The following is a 15,904-nucleotide window of genomic DNA, read 5'->3' as shown; positions in this document are numbered from 1 at the left end:
AAAACGCTGTGTGCGGCGTATGCAAGAGACCCGTTCCTCGAGCGCACGAAGAAGAAGCGGCGTCGGGACTCGAGGTATCTTCGAGTCCCTAGCGATTGGTCGCTCCCTCGCCGAGCGAGCCGTCGTCCATTCGCTTCGCGCGGAGGTATCGCGCCCGGTAGCGGTTCGCACCGTCGTAGACGTCCGCCTCGCGGATCTCGTCGACTCGCCCGTCGGCCACGGCGTCGACGATTTCGGCCAGTTGGTTCATCTCGGTGGTCGTCAACTCGAGTTCCCACGTCTTCTCCTCCTCACTCTCGAGGATGGCCCACTTCCGGGCCGCCGCGATGACGAGCGAGCAGGGTTCCCGGCAGGGGAAGACGCCGTCGCCAGGGTCGGTGTCGATCGGATCGTCGGCCGCGTACTCCCACTCGCGGCGTTTGAGACACTGGGAGTCGACGCAGCAGGCCTCGGTCAGCCACTCGAGGGTCTCTCGCGGGAGTTCGTCGATCACGTCGTAGATGCCGGTCTGGCGCTCGGCCGTCTCGAGCCAGTGGTCGACGTCGAGGTCGCCGCATTGTTCGCGGTGCCAGTTGGCGACTGTGGCGGGGTAGATCGTGCGGACGGTTTCGACCAGGTCGTCACCCGACAGGCCGGCGAAGCGCCACCCCGCCACGAGCGTCGGCGCGGTCTTCAGCGGCCGGTACCGCCCGTCCGCGTCGTAAGTGACGATTTCGCGAGCGTCGCGAGGGTCGTCGTGATCCTCGAGCGTCTCGTCGGTGGCGTCGGCGTCCTGGACGTGGCGGATCTCGTAGACGCGTTCGCCGGCTCCTGTGCCAGTGCCGGTGCCGGTACCGGTGCAACCACCATCCTCGGTCGCGAGGCGAGTCGTGATCTGGAGTTCGCCCCAGTGACGGACGACGCCCGACTCGAGGGCGTCGTATCGATCGAGGACGTCGCTCGTGTCCGTTTTCGACGCTACTGTCTCGACCTTCGGATCGTCCAGCGGCGCCCCCTCACACCATCGCAAGAACGCGCGCCGGGCGGTTTCGCGGCCGCCGACCGTCCGCTCCCAGACGTACCAGTTCGTGACGAAGGGGCCGATCGGCTCGAGCGACTGACGCAACTCGTCCATCGATCGCTCCGTCGCGTTGGCGACGGTCGACGCCTCGATTTCGACGGTCGTGGTCGAGGTTTCGAGCCGGTAGGTCGACCCGTCCGCGAGTCGCTCCGCGACGAGTCCGTCGAAGTCGATTACCGGTTGGTCGTCCTCGTCAGTCTCGAGTACCGTTTCGAGGAACGCCTCGAGTACTTCGTCGGCGACTCGCCACCCCGTCGCCTCCAAGTCGGGAGCGTCTTCGACCACGTCAGTCACCCGCCGCCGGCCTCTCGCTCGTCCAGGACTCGACTTGCTCGAGCGCGTCGCCGACGTCGGCACCGGCGTCGACTGCGCGCTCCAGGATGACGTCAGCCATCAACGGTTCGGTGCCGACGGCCCCTGCGTACCAGATGCGCTGCCCGTCGACGATGCCGGGCACGTCCCAGCCCGTTCGGTAGTCGTCGGTGAGCCCCATGTCCTCGGGGATGTCTTCCTGGGTGTGAAAGCCGTCGGCGACGAACAGCGGGACGACGACGACGTCCTCGCTTTCGAAGTAATCGGTGACGTCGTCGACTTCCGGCTCTTCGTCCATGTAGAGGGCTCGCATTTCGTCGAAGCGATCCATCTCGCGGATGCGCTCGGTGTGGTGTTCGATGGCTTTCGCGGAGTTCTCGTTTCGCTCGGTCCCGTGGCCGACGACCGCGAGCCCGAAACCGGGACCGACGTCGGGGTCGTCGGTCACCGTTTCAGCGCGCTTGACGATTACGTCGGTCATCGCGTCGTGGGTCCCGACTGGGCCGCAGTAGTGGACCGTCTTCTCGGCGTCGCCGACCTCGAGCGTGACTTCGGTGGCGTCGGTGCCGTCCGACTCCCACAGGTCGGGATCCCAGCCCTCGAGGCGGAGTTCTCGCGGGATCACCTGTTCGGTGAAGTACCCCTCGCTGATGAACAGGGGGACGACGAACACCTCGTCGGATTCTACGGTACGTATCACTTCCCGGAAGTGGGGCTCTTCCTTCCAGAATCCCTCCCGAACCTCGTCGAAGGCGCCCGTCTTCCGGATCGTATCCGCGTGGTCGTACGTCGGCTGTGCGGAGTCCGGATTCAGGTGCGATCCGTGTGCCACGATGACCAGCGCTTGCATACTCGGTCGTTAGGATGGCAGCGGCTTATCGACTTCGCTGTCGGTGCGTTCGCCGTCGGCGGCCCTATCTCCTACCCTCTCCCTCTACCCCGGCGGCTCGAGCCGTCCGACCAGCAGGGCGACCGCGACGACGACGCCGATCGAGACGATCAACACGCTGGCGTACGCGACGGTTCCGCCGACAACGGCCGCTGTCGACCAAGCAATCGCAATCGCGAGGACGGCGAGAGCGAGGACGCCGAGGGTACCGGGCTCGAGCCCGCTCACGGCTCGAAGCTGTTCGACGCCGCGCTCGAGCGCCGTTGGCTCCGGCTCCTCTCGAGCGGGTTCGCCGAGCGTCTGGTCGACGTCGACCGACCGAGTCGTCGGGAGCAGCGTCACCGCGAGCGTCGTTTCGGTCGCGCCGTACCCCGTCGAGAGGACGATCGATCCCTCGAGCGGCGCCTCGAGCGCCACCGGATCGAAGTCGATCAGGATGGGAGTCGGTCGATCAGGGTCGACGTAGTGGTTTCCGTCTCGAGCGTTCCCATTGCCCGCGTTCAACCCCCCGATCGACGCGGCGCCTGTTAGCTCGCCGGTCAGGCGGCAGTGAACGTGTGCCGGCCCACCCTCGCTCTCGAGTTGGATCTCGAACGGGTGGCTCGCCTCGAGCGAGCTGGCGCTGGCGGTGAGGCTGTCGGACCCGGTTCGATCGACGGTGACGGTGGCCGCGTGGCGGGACACGAAATCACCTTATGCCGGCGATTGTTCGCGCATGTCCGGAGGGAGCAGGTTCGGAATGCCGTCTTCGATCGGGTACGATTCGCCACAGCCGGTGCAGACGAGCGATCCCGAGATGATCTCGTCGTCGTCGTACTCGGCGTCCTCGAGTTCGAGGTCGTCTTTGTCGAGCGGGCAGCAAAGGATCTCCAGCAACGACTCGTTCATGGTTCGACAGGGGACCGCATCCAGCAAAAGGTTTCGGGAACGGCCGCGTGTCGACGATTGGCTAACGGTCGTGAACATTTATATGAGTGGATGCGAAGAATGAAACGAGACGACGGCGGCGAACGCTGGTCTCTCTCCTCTCGAATATGGTTGCCTCGAAGACCGTCGAATTCATCGGACGACTCGGCGATATTGCGACGACGCTCGATGCGAGTACGTCCGTCGAATCGGTCTACGAACACGCGCTGACCGCGGCCGCGGACGTACTGTCGTTCGAAGCCGCGAGTATCTGCACGCAGCGAGACGAGCGCTTGATCCCCCGGGCAGTGTACGCGAACCACTTAATTCCCGGCCAGGCGCTCTCGGCGAACGCCGGCATCGCCGGCCGAACGCTCGCGACCGGAGCCACCATCCTGGTCGACGATCTCCGAGACGAGACCAACGCCGCCCCGACGTGTGACTCCTTTCGCTCGGTCCTCTCCGTTCCCATCGCCAACGACGGCATATTCCAGGCGTTCTCGTCGGAACCCGACGCGTTTTCCGACCTCGACCGACAAATCGGCGAGACGCTCGTCGCAATCGTGGTCAACGCTCGAACCAGCGTCGAATACGAGGCGGCGCTGGAGACCGAACGCGATCGATTCGCCGCGCTGTTCGAGAACGTTTCCGACGCGGCCGTTCAGTACCGAATCGAAGGCGAGCGTTACCGGATCGAGCGCGTCAATTCCGCGTTCGTTCGCGTCTTCGGGCGGGACGCCGAGTCGATCGTCGGCGAATCGATCGCGGACGTACTCGAGGCACCCGGTGACGGTGCCGACGAACCCACTCGAACGCCGCTGATCGAACACGCACCCGACGGAGAGACCGAAACCGAAGTCATCAGGAACACGCCATCCGGACCGCGACCGTTCTTGCGCCAAACGGTCCCGATTGCAACGGACGACGAAACGACCCGGGGATACCGGATCTACACCGACCTCACCGCGCTGAAAGTCCGGGAACGCGAACTCGAGCGACAGAACGAGCGCCTCGACCAGTTCGCGAGCATCGTCAGCCACGACCTCCGAAATCCCCTCACCGTCGCGAACGGCTATCTGGGATTCGTACGGGACGAACTCGGCGACGACCACGACGCTGTCACCACAATCCAGCAGGCTCACGACCGAATGGAACAGCTCATCGACGACGTGCTGGCGGTCGCTCGCAAGGGTGACGAGACGGGAAACCTCGAACTGGTTAGACTGTCCACCGTCGCCGAGCAGGCCTGGGAACACGTCGACACTCGAGATGCCCGTCTCGAACTGGACGACGGCGGTGTCTGGGTCGATGCGGACCCGACACGCTTGCTCCAGTTGTTCGAGAACCTGTTCCGGAATTCGGTGGAACACGGCTCGGCACTCGATCAGCGCGAGTCTCGTGCCGACGATGCCGTAAAACAGGGCACCGCTTCGGTCCTTTCCGAATCAGAATCCGGTGATGGTCCACCAGGAACTCGAGGCGAGTCAGCGGTCTACGTCCGAGTCGGCACGTGCGACGACGGGTTCGCAGTCGAGGACGACGGTCCGGGCATTCCGCCGTCTGAACGCGAGGTCGTATTCGACTCCGGCTACAGTACGGGCTCCGGAAGTACCGGACTCGGTCTCGCGATCGTCGAGCGAATTGCCGACGAACACGGCTGGAGCGTCGAGTGCACTGACGGATCGGCTGGTGGGGCACGATTCGAGTTCACGGGCGTCTATCTCACCAGCGAATCCGCGGTTGAAACACCAGTTTCGTCGGCGTTGACGGAATCGAACGGTGATGAGCAGTGATTCGGTTCACTCGATTCGTTTGGTTCGTCCGAGCCGTCCAACCCACTCGAGCTCCCCGAAAGGCTACCACGTTGACGTCGGGGGTAGTGGCGTGAACGGCGACCATGTCGACCCCAACCCGGACATCGACCTCGTCGACGTCACGTTCCACACCGCCAGTTCGTCCCTCGACGTAACCGACATCGCAGGGAACGATCTCTTGTTTGGTCTGACCGGGTGGGACCCGTCCGTGGACGACCGCGACATTGACGAGCAGGTCGACGCGGCAGTCACGGCTCGAGTCACGGAGATCAGGTACGACCTGCAGAACTTCCTCAAAGTCACCCGGTCCGATGGCTCGTTTCAGGTCGAACGGAACGGGCAAACGACGGCCACTGTCCGCGACGACGTCGGCACCGACCGACCGGTCCGGTACTCGTTACCCGAGGGACAGTACCGGTGTTCGGTCGAATCGAGCATCAATGTCCACCTCTGGTTCGACGGGGCCGGAACGATCAGGTATCGATCGGAATCCGGCCTCACGATATCGTTCCCGTACCCCACGACGGTCACCTTCGGTTTCAAGACGTACGTGGACTACCCACGCCACGAGTTGACCGTCGAACCCACGACAGCGGGGTTTGCAACGGCCGTGTCGCACCTCGGCGCCACCATTACGACGACGTCGGTCGACCGAGTCCACCGGAACAACCGGGGCTATCCGCCGACGATTCGCCTCGGTTCTGAGACGACCGTGCCAGCGGCCGTCGAGGCCTCGACGCCTGACACCGGCATCGAACTCCTGATCCCGGACTCGCTCTCGGCTCTCTTGCCGGCGGCTCCACTGGCGTACTATCTGGGGGCTCGCGTCCGCGTCCAGGACGACTCGGCACCGATCCTTCGTGCGCCTGCTGTCGACGTCTACCACGAGTTCGACCCGCTCCCGGCGTTCGAAGGGCAGACGGCGGCGCTGTTGAAGCGCATCTTCTTCCTCGACATGCTCGCCACGTGGTACGACGATTCGGAGTGGACCGTTCGCGCGCACGGCATCCTCGAGTCGGCCGGAATCGACCTCGAGCCGTGCGTCGAAGCGCCGCTCGCGGAGCGTCTCGAGGCCTATCTCTCGTTTCCAGGGCCGCCGCTCGAGGAGGCGCTTCCCGCCTGGCCGTACCGGATGACGGTCGAGCCGTCGCCGGAGTCGGTCGCTCAGCTGCCCCATCTGTTGTACGATATGGCAGCGATCGAGCTTCCGAAGGTGGCGGAGTCGACGGAGACGACGAAAGAGGCGACAGAGGCGACAGAGCCGGCTGAGGTGATGGATGCGACGGAGGCAACGAAGGCAACGAATACGACCGAGACAACTCGATCGGCAGCCGGTTCCCCCTCGAGCGATGAACGGCATTTCGAGGTGATTACCCGGTTGCGAGGTCGTCTCCGGTCGGGTGGAGCCGCGTCGGATCCAACCGACGCCGCGTTTACGTCGATGCCCGGCGCCTACCGCAATCGCCTCGAATACCTCGGACGCGACTGTCGACAGCGGGCCGTGGTCGTCGCGTTCACGGACGAAGTCACGGACGCGGAACGAGAATCGGTCGTCGATCGCTACCGCCGACGAGACGACGTGCTCTCACCGACCGTGACGGCACTCGAGACCCCCTCTCGCGAGGAACTCGCCGGCGTCTTCGAGACGGGGGTGGACTTCCTCCATGTCGTCGGCGACTGCTCCGAGGCCGGTATTCCCTGTCGTGACGGCGTCCTCGAGCCGGCGTCGCTGGCGGAGAACAACGTCCAGCTGTTTCAGATCGACGGTCCTCGATCGCTCGCCGTCGACCTCGTCGAGCGCGGGAGCGTCGCTGGGGTTGGCGGGGTCGCCGGGATCGCTGGAGCGAGTAAAGATGGCGACGACAATGGCGACCGCTCGAGCGACACTACTGTTGGCGAACTCCTCCTGTACGGTCACAGCCTGGCCACGGCGACGCAGTGTGCGGCCAGAACCGACACCATCGAGTCCCAGCCTCAGCCGCGAGCCGTCGTCGGTGACGGCAGCTATCGGTTCGTCGCTAGCTGGTGGCCAACCCTGATTTACGTGCTGACTGCTGGCGGCCGTCGAGCCAGTACTGGGGACGGTGATGAGTACACAGCCAGTGACGGAGACGCACGAGGAGAGCCGGACGCCCTCCGGGTAACGGCCGTTCCGTTCCCGATCGATCCGGTCGGTGGGTACGCGGTTCCAAACTGGGACGACGAAAAACGCCTGCAACCGAATCCACTCTCGTTCGACGTCGATCCCGGATCAGTGACCGACTTTCTCGCAGAGTCCGAAGCCCCGATCTACTACGACGGCCGATTTTACTGGCCGGAAGAACAGCTACTGCTCGCCTATCCGATCGCGTGAGCCGGGGCCGTGACGAAACGGACCCTGACCGTGCTCGAGAACGCACCAGAAAACGGCTCGATTCATCGAACGGCCAGCCCTAACGACACTACTCGTCGTAGGGTGACTCGATGACGACCGTCTGTTCGCGTCCGGGACCGACGCCGATGGCGTAAAGCGGCGCGTCGAGTTCCGTCGACAGGTACTCGAGGTACGTCCGCGCGTTCTCGGGGATGGCCTCGTAGCCTTCTTCGGCGACGGCGGCCCAGTCGACGTCCGGCCAGCCGTCGAAGGTACGGTAGGTGGCCTCACAGCGGGCCCACTGCTCGGTCGTCGGCGGGACAGTGAAGATCTCCTCGCCGTCGAACTCGTAGCTGTGGCCGACCTCGACCTCCTCGAGTCCGGCGAGGACGTCGATGTGGTTGACCGCGAGGCCGGTGAAGCCGTTCGTGCGGGCGGCGTGGCGCAACATGGGGATGTCGAGCCACCCGACGCGGCGGGGACGACCGGTGACGGTGCCGTACTCGCCGCCCTCGTCGCGGATGTAGGTCGCGAGTTCCTCTTCGTCCCTGTCTCCAGTACTCGAGTCGCCGTCGTAGCCGGGTGTCTGGCCCTCGACGCCGCCGAGTTCGGTCGGCAGCGGGCCGGTGCCCACCCGGGAGAGGTAGGCCTTCACGATACCGATGACCTCGCCCTGGCCGACGACGGTCGGTCCCAGTCCGGTGCCGACGGTCGCACCCCCTGCGGTCGGGTTCGAGGACGTGACGTAGGGGTAGACCCCGTGGTCGATGTCGATCGACGTCCCCTGTGCGCCTTCGAGCAGGACGTTCTCGCCCGCGTCGACGCGCTCCTGGAGGAAGGTGCCGCAGTCGACGGTCATGTCCTCGTCCTCGAGACGCTCGCCGTAGGCGCGGTAGGTCTCGAAGAGGTGGTCGACGTCGAAGGCGTCCGCCGTCTCGCCCTCGAGCGTCACGCCGAAGACATCCTCGGCGAGCGCGCGCTTCTGAGGGACGACGTACTCGAGGCGCTCACGCAGGACCTCGGGGTCCAGGAGGTCGCCGATGCGGACGCCGCGACGGCCCGCCTTGTCCTCGTAGGTGGGGCCGATGCCGCGTTTGGTCGTCCCCGCGGCGAGATCGGCCTTCTCTTCCTCCTCGATGCCATCGAGCACGCGGTGATACGGGAGTATCGCGTGCGCGCGCTCGGCGACGCGAACGTCTGGCTCGAGGCCGCGCTCGCGGAGCTGATCGAGTTCGTCGAACAGCGTCTCAGGGTTGACGACGCAGCCGTTGCCGAGGACGCCGGTCTTGCCGCGCACGGCGCCGGACGGCACCAGCGAGAGTTTGTACGTTTCGCCGCCGTGAACGACGGTGTGGCCGGCATTGTCGCCACCCTGGTAGCGAGCGACGACGTCAGCAGCGTCGCCGTAGAGGTCGACGACGCCGCCTTTGCCCTCGTCGCCGAGTTGCGACCCGACGATTGTGACAGTCATACAGGCGCCGGATTCTTGCCCGGCCGATAAACCGGTTACGGTCTGTGGGGCGCGAGAGGCGACATTCGATCCACGTTCGTGTATAGGTGGTTCCTTTTCGAAGAGAAAATCTGGGTGGTCGTGAATATCTGCTCGAGTATTCTCCGGCTCTCGTCCCGATACCCGAACCCGAAACGTTAACTCCTGTCACGACGGACTGTCAACTGACGGTTCATTTTGCCGGGACTCGAGGGCAATCTTTAAAAGGTGCAAAGACAAGTTAACAAATGCCATGATAGACCGACTTGAGAAGGAAGTCGATATGCTGGAACGACATCTGCAGGTCCTGAAGATGGTCATCGAGAACGAACCGATCGGGATCGTCAAGATGTCCAACGAAACCGGGTACCCCCACCACAAGGTTCGGTACTCCCTGCGCGTACTCGAAGAAGAGAACCTCATCGAACCCTCCAGCCAGGGTGCGATCAAGACCGAGCGGACGGTCGAGTTCGTCGACGAACTCGACGGAAAACTCGACGAGATCGTCGACAAACTCGAGGGCATGAAGATCGAAGACGTCGCCGAAGTCGAAGGCTAGCCTAGAGTTCTGGGACGTTCATGTGGAAGCCGCCCGAACGCGACTCCACGAGACACAGGTGATATCCACCCTGTTTTCGCGACAGCGACACGTAACTCAGCCGTGAGTCTCGCGTGAGGAAGCCGCCGCCGCCGGTCGCCTGCTCGGTCACCTCGAGGGCGCCCGGTTCGAAGAAACTCGAGGTGACGAAAAACGCCGCGGCGAGTTCGCCGTGGTTGGCCTTAACCGCCGAGACGGACTCCTCCAGCGTCTCGAGATCCGTCTGGGTGGCGGGGTCGCGCGACCCGTCGAGGTTGGCCGCGAGCAACGGGTTGCCCATCTTGTCGAAAGCGACGACGTCGAACGCGACTTCGTCGGGAACGCCCTCGGTGTCGTCCCCGTCGAGGGAGATCGAGGCGTCGAGTTCGGCTCGATCGATGCGGGGGAGGGCGTCGTAGAGATCACCGAGGCCGTCCGCGTGGCCGGTATCGCGGATCTCGAACGGCAGGGTTGCGACGAGCCACTCGACGAACTGGTACTCGATCCGTGACCCGAGGAACGCCTCGTACGATTGGCCGTCGACGACGACCTCGCTCGCGTCGAACTGCGTGTGGTGTTCGAGACGGAGGTTCTCCGCGACGTCCTCGCGACTCACGTTCTCGTCGTGGGCCGTCGCCAGCGTCGGCTGGCTCTTCGAGGCGTACCGGACGAACAGGTTAGTCCTGGACAACGCCTCCTGGGGTGAGAGGCTGGTCCCGTCGACGGGAACGCCCGCGGCGTCAGCCGCTCGAACCCGCTCGAGTTCGGTCTCGAGCGTCTCGATGCGCTGTTGCAATCGATCGACGGTCGCTGAGAGTTCCTCGGCGCGCTCCCGGTATCGGTCGCGCTCGGTCGCGAGTTCCTGCTGGCGCTCCTCGAGCGTCCCCTTCTCTCGCTCGAGTTCGTCGACGCGCTGGGTGAGTCGGTCGATCTTGTCCTCGCGCTCGAGCATGTCCTCCTCGAGGGCCTCCCGGGGGACGTTTCTCGCGGCGCTAGTGCTGGACTGAGCGCGACCCTGTCCCGACGTGTTGGCGGTCCCGTCCCGCTGTTGTTTCGAACGACCCGTACTCGAGTTCGACCCCTGGGTCGACGAGGCAGTCGACGGTCCGGGCTGGCGCGACCGACCGCCCGTCGTTCGGCGCCGACCCTCGGCGTTCGATCCCGATTTCGACCCGTCGTCCGTCCGGTCGGGACGCGAGGTCTTCTCCGGGTCGATCGAGGGGATGTTCCGGGTTTCCCGCCATTGTTCCTCCTGTTTGAAGCGTTCCTCGAGCGGATCGCTCTCCGACGGCTCGTTGTCGGTTTCGGGTGCTCGGTCGTCCGGTTTTCGTTCGTCGGCGTCCTGGACTTCGCGGGCCTCTGCACTTCCACCTCCACCGTCCTCGTCTGTTTCCTCCCAGGGAACGCCGTCAGCACCGAGTTCCTCCGCGGCGGCCTCCACGTCCTCGGGATCGAGCGACTCGCTCGAGGCCGGCGGCATCGGTTCGGCATCCTCCACGGGCGTCGCCGCGTCCGACCCGGCGTCGGTCGACGCTCCGGCCGCGTCGACGTCGTCTCCGCGGTCGTCCTCGCCACTCGTGTTCGATTGCCTCTCACCCTCCGCTGGGGGCATCGGCTGCGCGTCGGCAGCCGACTCGTCGTCGGCCGACTCGGTGCCCTCGAGTTCGTCGTGCTCGACGGAATCGGCGGACTCGGCGGTCGAACCGGGAGTCGCTCGAGCGTCGGCTTCGGTCGCCGGTTCCGTGATCCCGGACGATTCGACCGGCTCCGGGTCCGGTTCGGTCGTCGCACTCGCCGTGATCCCGCCGGGGGTATCGTTCGTCCCCTCGGAGGCCGGTTCGGACTGTGTTTCGACGTCGCGCTCGCTATCGGTCGACGGACTGGACGCACCGGCTGTCCCGTTCGCAGCGCCTGACTCTCCCGCCGGTGCTGTCGAATCCCCGGACGTTGGCTCTGGTGCTGGCGCCGATCCGGGGACGTCATGGATGTCGATATCCACGTCGACGACCTCGTAGATGCCGACCTCGTCGTCGGCCCGCTCGAACGCGTCGTCGCCGGTCAGGAGTCGCTGTGCGTTCCCGATGTAGGCCGCGGCCATCCGGCGACCGCCGTAGTACACGAGGTAGTAGTCGCCGCTGAGTACCTGTTCGCTCAGTTCGACGTAGCCGGTGAACGACCCCTCCTGGAGCGTCTGGTCGACCTCGCTCAGCGGCGTGTCGTTCGTGTAGTACTTCGCCCTTGTCTCGCCGCCCTGTTCGTCCATCGTACACAGCAACGGGAGCGAGGGATGGGGTGCGACGTACGTCGTGCCGTTCGCTCCGTCGAACTGTTCGAGAGCGCCGTCGACGACGCCGACGATACGTCCGTTGAGCATGAACGCCCAGGCACCACCGGACGTCACGGCACCGGAGAACTCCTCGTCGGCGAGTGAAGAGAGACCGTCGTAGCCGCCGGAAAACGGACGGGAGTCCCATCGCTCGACGCGCTCTTGCGTGCGCGGATCCATGTTTCAACAAGCGGGAACCGGTGTAAATACGTTTCGCCTGGTTCGGTGGCGAATCGGAGGTCTATCGTCGGCCTCGAGGCCCAGCTAGATCTTCGACTCGGCGTCGTCGGCCAGTTCCTTCATGCGCTTGCCGATCCGGCCCGCGCTCGAGAACTCGTCCTCGCTCATCGCGTTCGCGAGCGCGTTGCCGAGGACGAAGACGGCGTGTTTGTGCTCGCTCTTCGATTTGTGGACGTCGTCGGGGTCGACGTCGAGTTGGTGATAGGCGTCGAAGAGGCTCTCGTCGACGTGCTCTCGCTCGGAGAAGTACTCCATGATGACGACAAGTTCGTCGTGGAGCTCGAGCAGTTCGTCCTTGTGCATACTCGCGACTATGAACGGTTCCGATTTAAGCGTTGTGTGGCTCAGCGTGCCAAATTCGGGCGATCAGTCCCGGCAGTCCCGACGTCTGCGGCCTCCACTTGTTCCTTCTGGCGACCCCGTCAGCGCCCCTGTCGTCCCTTCGTCTGTCGATAATCGGACGCCATCAGGTCGACGAAGTGCTCGAGCCAGGCCTGGGTCTGGGCCTGGGTCTGGGCCGCGGGCTCGAGCATGGGCACGAGTTCGAAGCCGCGACCCCGGATCGTCGTCGCGTGGTGGGTCTCGATCTCGAGGTCGTCCGCGGCCGTCGTCGTGTATTCGGTGCCGATTTCGGTGAGCGCGCGCTGGCCCACGGGGACGATGATCTCGGGGTTTATCATGCGAATCTCGGCGTTGAGGTACGGTTCGCAGGTGACGACCTCCTCGTCCGTCGGCGTGCGCTCGGGGTCGCGACAGCGAGTCAGCAGGGTGAGGTAGACGTTGGCGAGTTCGGGTTCCTCGGGGTCGCTCGCACTCGCGCAGAGACCGAGTCGCTGGAGGATTCGGTACAGTCCTCCCATCCCCTCCCCGGGTTCGTCTTTGGGTCCCGCCTCGAGGAACGGAATCCCAACTGTGTCGGCCCGCGCGCTCGGTCGCTCGCCGACGAACAGGAAGTCGGCTCCCACGTCGCCGTATCCGTGGACGACCTGCGTGCGCGGCGCACAGAGTTCTGGGCAGTTCTCGCAGGCCTCGTCCATGCCGAACGGGTTCGCCGTCGACTGCTGATTCGCGTCCACGGTCGTCCTGGGGGCGGCGGCTACAAAAACGACGCGCTCCGGTCCGTATGGCCCTCGGCGCTCGAGGCACCAGAACCGAATCTCAGCGCCCGAGCCCGCCGCGTTCCGTGACCTCGAGGATGAATTTGACGTTCCGGACGATCTCCTCGGGCGAGGTGTCCTCGGCCTCGTCGTAGAGGTCGCTCGTCCGGTAGAGGATGTTCGCCAGTTGCTTGCTCTCGCTCGAGTCCCCGCGCACGTCGTCGGCGATTTCCCGGAGCAGGGTCACGCGCTCGGAATCGGGCTCGAACTCGTCGCCGCTCATGGTCTCTCAGTGTGCTCGCTCATGTCGGCTCAGTGCTCGCCCTCGCCCGTGCCCGCGTCGACCGGCGGGGTTCGCTCGGCGACCGATTCGGAGACGGCCCGCCGGTGGACGATGCCGGTGTTGTTCGCGACGGCGGCGGTCAACTCGCGGAAGGACTCGCCGGTCCCGCTCTCCTCGTCGAGGACGGTCGGCTGTCCTTCGTCGCCGCCCTCTCGAACGCGGGGATCGAGCGGGATCGAGCCAAGGAACGGCAGATCGTGCGCCTCGGCGAACGCCGACCCGCCGCCAGTCCCGAAGATGTCGTGTTCGCCGCCGCAGTCGGGGCAGACGAACGTGGCCATGTTCTCCGCGATTCCCAGGACGACGGTGTCGTGGCGGGCGAACATCTGGAGTCCCTTCCGGGCGTCGTCGAGGGCGACGTCCTGGGGGGTCGTGACGATCACCGAACCCGTCACCGGGATGGTCTGGAGCATCGTCAGCTGGGTGTCGCCCGTCCCCGGCGGGAGGTCGATCACGAGGTAGTCGAGGTGACCCCACTCGACGTCCTCAGTGAGCTGGGTGATCACCTTGTGGACCATCGGGCCCCGCCAGATGACGGGGTCGTCCTCGCCGACGAGGAAGGCCATGCTCATCAGCTTCACGCCGTACTTCTCGGGCGGGACGAGCGTCTCCTCCTCGGTCGCCATCGGCGGCTCGTCGGCGTCGACCATCCGGGGGACGTTCGGCCCGTAGACGTCGGCGTCGAACAGGCCGACGCGGGCACCCCGACGGGCGAGCCCCGCCGCGAGGTTGACCGCGACGGTCGACTTCCCGACGCCGCCCTTCCCGGAGGCGACGGCGATCACGTTCTTGACGTTCGGGAGCACCTCGTCGCCACTCGAGTCGTCGCGGTCGGGGATACTCGCGGAGAGCTCCGGATCGATCCCTTCTTCGGCGAGGGCGTCTCGGACGGCCCCGGCGATGGCGGTTTCGGTCGGCGAGTACGGCGCCCCGAGGGCGAGGTCGACGGCGACCTCGCCGTCCTCGCTCACGGTCACGTCGTTCACGAGGCCGAGCGTAACGATGTCGTCCCCCAGTTCCGGGTCCTCGACCGTTCGCAGGCGGTCTCGGACGGCGGCTTCGTCCATACCTACTGGTGGCCGCTGGCGCTCGAAAAGCGTTGTGTTGTCTTCAGCAGGCGCCGGCCTCGAATGCTCGTCGCCCCGCTCGAGGCTGCCGCCTCAGGTTCGGAAGTCGAACCGCGGCCCGCCGTAGGTGGGTGGCTCGGGCTCGAGTTCGACGCCGTGCTCGAATCGAACGAAGTTGAGGTAGTAGGGGCGGCCACAGCCCTCGATCTCGTTCCCGTCGCGATCGGTCACCGGTCCGTCCTCGCCGCAGCGAAAGGCGATGCCGTCCGCCGCCTCGCGAACCTCGAGCGGGTCGGTTCGCGTCGCGTACTCCCAGCCGGGCTGGCGGACGGTCGTCACGGACCGATCCGCGAGGTCGGGGGCTCGCTCGAGGCTCACGACGGCGTCACAGTGCGGGCAGGTGTAGCGAACAGTGACGGTGTCAGTCATACCGGATTCCACGCCGCGGCGGGCCAAAAGCCGTGCGCTCGATTTCGGTCGGCACCGACTGCAGAATCACCCACCCGGAACACCTTTTGTGCTGACCGCAGTCTGCTCGAGTATGATCGACGAGACGGCCGAGGAGATCAAGGAAATGCAGACGCACAGTTCCTCGGTGGTAGCGATAAAGGCGACGCGCGCGCTGACGGACCTCCTCGAGCGGGACTTCGCGACCGTCGAGGAGTACGTTCGCGACCTCGACCGAAATGCGACGGCCCTCCGCCGGGCCAACCCCTCCCACGCCTCGCTCCAGAACGCGGTCCGCGAGGTCGTCCACCAGGTCGAAGACGCCGACCCCGACACCGTCTCGGAGGCCAAGACCTTCACCGAAACGGCGATTGAGGACGTCGTCGCTCGCGTCGAGTCCGGGAAAACCCGGGCCGCCGAGAACGCCCTCGAGTACCTTTCGGACGGCGAGACGATCCTGACGCACGACTTCTCCTCGACCGTCATCGAGGCCCTCGAGCTGGCCACCGAGCGTGGGATGAGCTTCGACGTCTACGTCACCGAGGCCCGGCCGCGATACATCGGTCGCAAGACGGCCCGGCGACTGGCGACGCTTCCGGGCCTCGACGTGACCCTCATCACCGACAGCGCCCACGGCCACTACCTGCCCGAGTGTACGCGCGTGCTCATCGGCATGGACTGCATCGTAAACGACTCCCTCTACAACCGCGTGGGCACCTTCCCCATCGCGTCGACGGCGGCCCAGCTCGAGGTGCCGGTGACGGTGCTCGGATCCGCCGCGAAGATCGTCTCCGAGGGCTTCGCCTTCGAGAACGAGTACCGGACTCCCGTCGAGGTCATGGCTGAACCGGCCGAAGGCTTCTCCATCGAGAACCCCGCGTACGACGCGACCCCTGTCGCCCTCCTCGAGAGCGTGATTACGGACGAAGGGCGGAAGACGTTCTGAGGTGGGCAGCGAACGAGGTCGGAACCGAGGCCAGTACC

15 protein-coding genes are annotated in these 15,904 nt (G+C 65.5%); 4 read left to right on the top strand and 11 right to left on the bottom strand.

From position 1 onward, the window contains the following. Positions 1–88: 88 nt before the first annotated feature. The 4 genes from NGM29_RS14725 to NGM29_RS14710 form a co-directional block, all read right to left on the bottom strand. A complete protein-coding gene (locus tag NGM29_RS14725) occupies positions 89–1,324 on the bottom strand; it encodes a DR2241 family protein (RefSeq protein WP_425499266.1) in 1,236 nt (411 codons plus the stop codon). Between the two features lie 22 nt (positions 1,325–1,346). Continuing rightward, positions 1,347–2,222 (bottom strand): CbiX/SirB N-terminal domain-containing protein, encoded by an 876-nt coding sequence (locus tag NGM29_RS14720; protein ID WP_254157141.1) that lies wholly within the window; start codon positions 2,220–2,222, stop codon positions 1,347–1,349. A gap of 84 nt (positions 2,223–2,306) precedes the next feature. Continuing rightward, positions 2,307–2,945: a DUF7524 family protein gene (locus NGM29_RS14715; protein ID WP_254157140.1), complete on the bottom strand. Its 639-nt coding sequence runs from the start codon at positions 2,943–2,945 to the stop codon at positions 2,307–2,309. A gap of 9 nt (positions 2,946–2,954) precedes the next feature. Beyond that, on the bottom strand, positions 2,955–3,149 hold the full coding sequence (locus tag NGM29_RS14710) for a methytransferase partner Trm112 (protein ID WP_254157139.1): 195 nt from the start codon (positions 3,147–3,149) through the stop codon (positions 2,955–2,957). An 86-nt stretch (positions 3,150–3,235) separates the two neighbouring features. On the opposite strand from NGM29_RS14710, the gene NGM29_RS14705 reads away from it, so the two are divergent. Both NGM29_RS14705 and NGM29_RS14700 read left to right on the top strand, forming a co-directional pair. Beyond that, positions 3,236–4,960, top strand: coding sequence for a sensor histidine kinase (locus NGM29_RS14705; RefSeq protein ID WP_254157138.1), 1,725 nt, complete (start codon positions 3,236–3,238; stop codon positions 4,958–4,960). Positions 4,961–5,051: 91 nt separating this feature from the next. Continuing rightward, a complete protein-coding gene (locus NGM29_RS14700) occupies positions 5,052–7,334 on the top strand; it encodes a hypothetical protein (protein WP_254157137.1) in 2,283 nt (760 codons plus the stop codon). An 88-nt stretch (positions 7,335–7,422) separates the two neighbouring features. Here NGM29_RS14700 and NGM29_RS14695 read toward each other — a convergent pair whose 3' ends face one another. Continuing rightward, the gene (locus NGM29_RS14695) at positions 7,423–8,805 is read right to left on the bottom strand and encodes an adenylosuccinate synthase (RefSeq protein WP_254157136.1); all 1,383 of its coding nucleotides are present in this window, start codon (positions 8,803–8,805) and stop codon (positions 7,423–7,425) included. A 271-nt stretch (positions 8,806–9,076) separates the two neighbouring features. Here NGM29_RS14695 and NGM29_RS14690 point away from each other — a divergent pair, with 271 nt between their 5' ends. Beyond that, positions 9,077–9,382 carry a hypothetical protein gene (locus NGM29_RS14690; RefSeq protein ID WP_254157134.1) on the top strand — a complete coding sequence of 102 codons (306 nt, stop codon included), beginning with the start codon at positions 9,077–9,079 and terminating at the stop codon, positions 9,380–9,382. Position 9,383: 1 nt separating this feature from the next. Here the strand turns inward: NGM29_RS14690 and NGM29_RS14685 are convergent, their stop codons facing one another. The 6 genes from NGM29_RS14685 to NGM29_RS14660 all read right to left on the bottom strand — a co-directional run bounded on the left by NGM29_RS14685 (position 9,384) and on the right by NGM29_RS14660 (position 14,902). Then, complete coding sequence (locus NGM29_RS14685) at positions 9,384–11,906, bottom strand: DUF7527 domain-containing protein (protein WP_254157132.1); 2,523 nt, start codon at positions 11,904–11,906, stop codon at positions 9,384–9,386. 84 nt (positions 11,907–11,990) lie between these two features. Further along, positions 11,991–12,269: a UPF0058 family protein gene (locus NGM29_RS14680; RefSeq protein WP_253436521.1), complete on the bottom strand. Its 279-nt coding sequence runs from the start codon at positions 12,267–12,269 to the stop codon at positions 11,991–11,993. Between the two features lie 119 nt (positions 12,270–12,388). Beyond that, positions 12,389–13,042, bottom strand: coding sequence for a uracil-DNA glycosylase (locus NGM29_RS14675; protein ID WP_254157130.1), 654 nt, complete (start codon positions 13,040–13,042; stop codon positions 12,389–12,391). 82 nt (positions 13,043–13,124) lie between these two features. Continuing rightward, positions 13,125–13,346, bottom strand: a complete 222-nt coding sequence (locus tag NGM29_RS14670) for a DUF7976 family protein (protein ID WP_254157129.1) — start codon at positions 13,344–13,346, stop codon at positions 13,125–13,127. Positions 13,347–13,375: 29 nt separating this feature from the next. Continuing rightward, a complete protein-coding gene (locus tag NGM29_RS14665) occupies positions 13,376–14,473 on the bottom strand; it encodes an Mrp/NBP35 family ATP-binding protein (RefSeq protein ID WP_254157128.1) in 1,098 nt (365 codons plus the stop codon). 93 nt (positions 14,474–14,566) lie between these two features. Further along, positions 14,567–14,902, bottom strand: a complete 336-nt coding sequence (locus tag NGM29_RS14660) for a DUF7969 family protein (protein WP_254157127.1) — start codon at positions 14,900–14,902, stop codon at positions 14,567–14,569. A gap of 112 nt (positions 14,903–15,014) precedes the next feature. Between NGM29_RS14660 and NGM29_RS14655 the strand changes: the two genes are divergently transcribed. Then, the gene (locus tag NGM29_RS14655; protein ID WP_254157126.1) at positions 15,015–15,866 is read left to right on the top strand and encodes an eIF2B alpha/beta/delta subunit family protein; all 852 of its coding nucleotides are present in this window, start codon (positions 15,015–15,017) and stop codon (positions 15,864–15,866) included. Positions 15,867–15,904: the final 38 nt, after the last annotated feature.

Source organism: Natronosalvus rutilus (assembly GCF_024204665.1).
GTDB classification, from domain to species: Archaea; Halobacteriota; Halobacteria; order Halobacteriales; family Natrialbaceae; genus Natronosalvus; species Natronosalvus rutilus.
The sequence above is the reverse complement of the archived record's forward strand: the minus strand, read 5'-3'. Positions and strand labels throughout refer to the sequence as shown.

Excerpts from the sequence above, each read along its gene's own strand:
- NGM29_RS14720 (WP_254157141.1), bottom strand. The coding sequence starts at position 2,222 with ATGCAAGCGCTGGTCATCGTGGCACACGGATCGCACCTGAATCCGGAC.
- NGM29_RS14710 (WP_254157139.1), bottom strand. The coding sequence starts at position 3,149 with ATGAACGAGTCGTTGCTGGAGATCCTTTGCTGCCCGCTCGACAAAGAC.
- NGM29_RS14695 (WP_254157136.1), bottom strand. The coding sequence starts at position 8,805 with ATGACTGTCACAATCGTCGGGTCGCAACTCGGCGACGAGGGCAAAGGC.
- NGM29_RS14690 (WP_254157134.1), top strand. The coding sequence starts at position 9,077 with ATGATAGACCGACTTGAGAAGGAAGTCGATATGCTGGAACGACATCTG.
- NGM29_RS14685 (WP_254157132.1), bottom strand. The coding sequence starts at position 11,906 with ATGGATCCGCGCACGCAAGAGCGCGTCGAGCGATGGGACTCCCGTCCG.
- NGM29_RS14680 (WP_253436521.1), bottom strand. The coding sequence starts at position 12,269 with ATGCACAAGGACGAACTGCTCGAGCTCCACGACGAACTTGTCGTCATC.
- NGM29_RS14670 (WP_254157129.1), bottom strand. The coding sequence starts at position 13,346 with ATGAGCGGCGACGAGTTCGAGCCCGATTCCGAGCGCGTGACCCTGCTC.
- NGM29_RS14665 (WP_254157128.1), bottom strand. The coding sequence starts at position 14,473 with ATGGACGAAGCCGCCGTCCGAGACCGCCTGCGAACGGTCGAGGACCCG.
- NGM29_RS14660 (WP_254157127.1), bottom strand. The coding sequence starts at position 14,902 with ATGACTGACACCGTCACTGTTCGCTACACCTGCCCGCACTGTGACGCC.
- NGM29_RS14655 (WP_254157126.1), top strand. The coding sequence starts at position 15,015 with ATGATCGACGAGACGGCCGAGGAGATCAAGGAAATGCAGACGCACAGT.